Origin of the sequence: Bergeyella porcorum (assembly GCF_042427575.1) — a bacterium.
Lineage (GTDB): Bacteria > Bacteroidota > Bacteroidia > Flavobacteriales > Weeksellaceae > Bergeyella > Bergeyella porcorum.
In genome coordinates this window covers 1-5,427 of sequence record NZ_JBHMFD010000032.1, presented here as the reverse complement: position 1 = coordinate 5,427, position 5,427 = coordinate 1, and the positions used below count along the sequence as shown (strand labels likewise).

The window sequence follows — 5,427 nt, the reverse complement described above, 5'->3', positions numbered from 1 at the left end:
CTCTCCCGCTCTCGCAGTACCATCGGCGCTGGTGGGCTTAACTTCTGTGTTCGGAATGGGAACAGGTGAGCCCCACCGCTAAAACCACCCTAAAGGCTGTTTATAAGAGGTTAGTGGTTAGCATTTAGATATTAGAACTTAGTAGTCTAACATCTATATTCTAGAATCCAAATTCTAGAATATAATTTCTAACTTCTATCTTATCGGTAATCACATCACAAAGACAAAACCTTCTTACAAAGAGTGCTCAACCATTAGGCTATAAATCTACGGGTAATTAGTACTACTCGGCTATGCTGTTACCAACTTTACACCTGTAGCCTATCAACGTCGTCATCTACAACGACCCTTAAAAGATGTCTCATCTTGAGGCAGGTTTCGCACTTATATGCTTTCAGTGCTTATCCTTTCCAAACATAGCTACTCAGCGGTGCGCCTGGCGGCACAACTGATACACCAGAGGTTTGTTCAACACGGTCCTCTCGTACTAGTGTCAAGCCCTCTCAAACATCTAACGCCCGCAATAGATAGAGACCGAACTGTCTCACGACGTTCTGAACCCAGCTCGCGTGCCACTTTAATGGGCGAACAGCCCAACCCTTGGGACCTTCTCCAGCCCCAGGATGTGACGAGCCGACATCGAGGTGCCGAACCTCCCCGTCGATGTGAGCTCTTGGGGGAGACTAGCCTGTTATCCCCGGAGTACCTTTTATCCTATGAGCGATGGCCCTTCCATACGGAACCACCGGATCACTATGTCCTGCTTTCGCACCTGATCGACTTGTAGGTCTCACAGTCAAGCACCCTTATGCCATTACACTCTACGCACGGTTACCAAGCGTGCTGAGGGTACCTTTGAAAGCCTCCGTTACTCTTTTGGAGGCGACCACCCCAGTCAAACTACCCACCACGCAATGTCCTTCTATCGAAGTTAGGCTCCAAGTAAGCAAAGGGTGGTATTTCAACGATGACTCCACAAACACTAGCGTGCCTGCTTCTTAGTCTCCCACCTATCCTACACATTACTTACTCAGAGTCAATACGAAGTTATAGTAAAGGTTCACAGGGTCTTTTCGTCCCATTGCGGGTAATCGGCATCTTCACCGATACTACAATTTCACCGAGCTCGTGGCTGAGACAGTGCCCAGATCGTTACACCATTCGTGCAGGTCGGAACTTACCCGACAAGGAATTTCGCTACCTTAGGACCGTTATAGTTACGGCCGCCGTTTACTGGGGCTTCAGTCAATCGCTTCGCTTACGCTAACGACCTTCCTTAACCTTCCAGCACCGGGCAGGTGTCAGACCCTATACAGCATCTTTCGATTTAGCAGAGTCCTGTGTTTTTGATAAACAGTCGCCTGGGCCTCTTCACTGCGGCCCCACCGGAGTGGGGCGTCTCTTCTTCCGAAGTTACGAGACTATTTTGCCTAGTTCCTTAGCCACGACTCACTCGAGCACCTTAGGATTCTCTCCTCGACTACCTGTGTCGGTTTAGGGTACGGGCTGCTTCACTCGCTTTTCTTGGATCCAGTTACTCTTACACAGCTTCGCCCGAAGGCTAAGCCTTAACTATTCCGTCAGTCTTTGTAAGTCTGGCTGAACCGTCACTTTTATTGTGAGCAGGTACAGGAATATTAACCTGTTGTCCATCCACTTCCCCTTTCGGGTTCGCGTTAGGCCCCGACTAACCCTCAGCTGATTAGCATGGCTGAGGAAACCTTAGTCTTTCGGTGAGCGGGTTTCTCGCCCGCTTTATCGTTACTTATGCCTACATTTTCTTTTCTATAAGCTCCACAATGCCTCACAGCACTGCTTCTGCGCCGATAGAATGCTCTCCTACCCAGTATTAAATACTGCCATAGCTTCGGTAATATGCTTATGCCCGATTATTATCCATGCCGAACCGCTCGACTAGTGAGCTGTTACGCACTCTTTAAATGAATGGCTGCTTCCAAGCCAACATCCTAGCTGTCAATGCAGTTCAACCGCGTTCTTTCAACTTAGCATATATTTAGGGACCTTAGCTGTTGGTCTGGGTTCTTTCCCTTTCGGACATGGACCTTAGCACCCATGCCCTCACTGCCGACGAACATTTATTAGCATTCGGAGTTTGTCAGGAATTGGTAGGCGGTGAAACCCCCGCATCCAATCAGTAGCTCTACCTCTAATAAACTTAACATCGACGCTGCACCTAAATGCATTTCGGAGAGTACGAGCTATCTCCCAGTTTGATTGGCCTTTCACCCCTACCCACAGGTCATCCGAAGACTTTTCAACGTCAACCGGTTCGGTCCTCCACTTTGTGTTACCAAAGCTTCAACCTGCCCATGGGTAGATCACAAGGTTTCGCGTCTAATCCTACTAACTAACCGCCCTATTCAGACTCGCTTTCGCTTCGGCTCCGATACTTAATATCTTAACCTCGCTAGTAAAATTAACTCGTAGGCTCATTATGCAAAAGGCACGCCGTCACAGCTTAAAGCTGCTCCGACCGCTTGTAGGCGTACGGTTTCAGGTTCTCTTTCACCCTTCTATTCGAAGTGCTTTTCACCTTTCCTTCACAGTACTTGTTCACTATCGGTCTTTCAGGAGTATTTAGCCTTGGAGGATGGTCCCCCCATATTCAGACAGGATTTCACGTGTCCCGCCCTACTCTTTCTTCATCTATATATGCCTTTCGTGTACAGGATTGTCACCTTCTACGATTGTTCTTTCCAAAACATTCCACTAAACATATATAAACTTTTGGGCTAATCCGCTTTCGCTCGCCACTACTTACGGAATCTCTTCGATTTCTTTTCCTCCGGGTACTTAGATGTTTCAGTTCTCCGGGTTTGCTCTGCTTACGCAGTGACAGGCCTTCAACCTGCCGGGTTGCCCCATTCGGATATCTACGGATCTATTCGTGTGTGCCAATCCCCGTAGCTTTTCGCAGCTTACCACGTCCTTCGTCGCCTCTGAAAGCCTAGGCATCCGCCATACGCCCTTAACGATTTCTTTCCTAATTTATTTACTCAAGCACTCTTTGTGCTCGGTTTTCTCTTTGTGATGTCTTTTACCGGTAATGTCAATGATCTTTTTGCTTGTTATATAATGTACAATCTAATATGTATGATGACGGCTCTGTCATCTCTATTCCATATCTATCGTACACCTCAACTATCTCATTATACTTTGTACTTTGTACAATTTATAATAATCTGTGGAGAATAAGGGAGTCGAACCCTTGACCTCCTGCGTGCAAGGCAGGCGCTCTAGCCAGCTGAGCTAATTCCCCCTTTGTTGGTTGTCCGTTGTCGGTTGCTCGTTGTCAGTATCTCCAACAACTATCAACTATCAACTTACAACTATATTAGTAGTCTCGGGCAGGCTCGAACTGCCGACCTCTACATTATCAGTGTAGCGCTCTAACCAGCTGAGCTACGAGACTCTTTTAGACTTCTTGATGAAAGAACAAAGATGAAAGACTTTTTAATCTATCCTCTTTTTTCTTCTCTCTTTCTTCCTTGTAGTCCCTTTCCCTTTACTAATACTTTTTAGGGGTGTTTTCCAACCGAGTAAAAAACCAAAGCTTTCCCTTTGAAATTGCTTCCTTTGTTTTTGACGTTACGTCTCTAAAATGAGATGTTCCAGCCGCACCTTCCGGTACGGCTACCTTGTTACGACTTAGCCCTAGTTACTTGTTTTACCCTAGGCAGCTCCTTTTACGGTCACCGACTTCAGGTACCCCAAACTTCCATGGCTTGACGGGCGGTGTGTACAAGGCCCGGGAACGTATTCACCGCGCCATGGCTGATGCGCGATTACTAGCGATTCCAGCTTCATAGAGTCGAGTTGCAGACTCCAATCCGAACTGAGACCGGCTTTCGAGATTTGCATCACATCGCTGTGTAGCTGCCCTCTGTACCGGCCATTGTATTACGTGTGTGGCCCAAGACGTAAGGGCCGTGATGATTTGACGTCATCCCCACCTTCCTCTCTACTTGCGTAGGCAGTCTCACTAGAGTCCCCAACTGAATGATGGCAACTAGTGACAAGGGTTGCGCTCGTTGCAGGACTTAACCTAACACCTCACGGCACGAGCTGACGACAACCATGCAGCACCTTGAAAAATGTCCGAAGAAAAGTCTATTTCTAAACCTGTCATTTCCCATTTAAGTCTTGGTAAGGTTCCTCGCGTATCATCGAATTAAACCACATAATCCACCGCTTGTGCGGGCCCCCGTCAATTCCTTTGAGTTTCAAACTTGCGTTCGTACTCCCCAGGTGGCTAACTTATCACTTTCGCTTAGTCTCTGAATCTTATCGACCCAAAAACGAGTTAGCATCGTTTACAGCGTGGACTACCAGGGTATCTAATCCTGTTCGCTCCCCACGCTTTCGTCCATCAGCGTCAGTTGTAACTTGGTAACCTGCCTTCGCAATCGGTGTTCTGAGTAATATCTATGCATTTCACCGCTACACTACTCATTCCAGCTACCTCAACTACACTCAAGACTCGCAGTATCAACGGCAGTTCTACAGTTAAGCTGCAGGCTTTCACCACTGACTTACGAGCCCGCCTACGGACCCTTTAAACCCAATAAATCCGGATAACGCTTGCACCCTCCGTATTACCGCGGCTGCTGGCACGGAGTTAGCCGGTGCTTATTCATACAGTACCTTCAGCTACCCTCACGAGGGTAGGTTTATCCCTGTATAAAAGAAGTTTACAAACCATAGGTCCTTATTCCTTCACGCGGGATGGCTGGATCAGGCTTTCACCCATTGTCCAATATTCCTCACTGCTGCCTCCCGTAGGAGTCTGGTCCGTGTCTCAGTACCAGTGTGGGGGATCACCCTCTCAGGCCCCCTAAAGATCGTCGACTTGGTGAGCCGTTACCCCACCAACTATCTAATCTTGCGCGTGCCCATCTTTATCCGCCGGAGCTTTCAATATCAATTGATGCCAATCAATATATTATGGGATATTAATCTTCCTTTCGAAAGGCTATCTCCCTGATAAAGGCAGGTTGCACACGTGTTCCGCACCCGTACGCCGCTCTCATTACTAGTTAGCAAGCTAACCAGCAAATCCCGCTCGGCTTGCATGTGTTAGGCCTCCCGCTAGCGTTCATCCTGAGCCAGGATCAAACTCTCCATTGTATGTTTTTCCTTAACGCTCTCTCAAAGTTCTTTTTTATTTACGCTTTGGTCTTTTCCTTTACTTGGTTGTTATATCTTATTTCAATGATCTCTTGTTCTGCGTTAGTTTTGAGTTTTGAGTGCTAAGTTTTGAGTTTACCACTCCGCTCCAACTAACCTTTTCCGCTTATCAACCCTTCGTTGATTTTGCGAGTGCAAAAGTAAAACTTATTTTTGAAACTACCAAAACTTTTTTGAAAAATTTTTGAAAGTTCTTTTTCGTTCAATCTCCTGCTCCCC

2 tRNA genes and 3 rRNA genes are annotated in these 5,427 nt (G+C 47.1%); all 5 read right to left on the bottom strand.

What is annotated here, in order from left to right:
* Positions 1-92, bottom strand: a 5S ribosomal RNA gene (gene rrf, locus ACFFUE_RS10970); the annotation flags it as partial.
* Between the two features lie 165 nt (positions 93-257).
* A 23S ribosomal RNA gene (locus tag ACFFUE_RS10965) occupies positions 258-3,003 on the bottom strand.
* Between the two features lie 203 nt (positions 3,004-3,206).
* A tRNA-Ala gene (locus tag ACFFUE_RS10960) sits at positions 3,207-3,280 on the bottom strand.
* A gap of 79 nt (positions 3,281-3,359) precedes the next feature.
* Positions 3,360-3,433 (bottom strand) — tRNA-Ile (locus ACFFUE_RS10955).
* A gap of 187 nt (positions 3,434-3,620) precedes the next feature.
* Positions 3,621-5,148 (bottom strand): 16S ribosomal RNA (locus ACFFUE_RS10950).
* Positions 5,149-5,427: the final 279 nt, after the last annotated feature.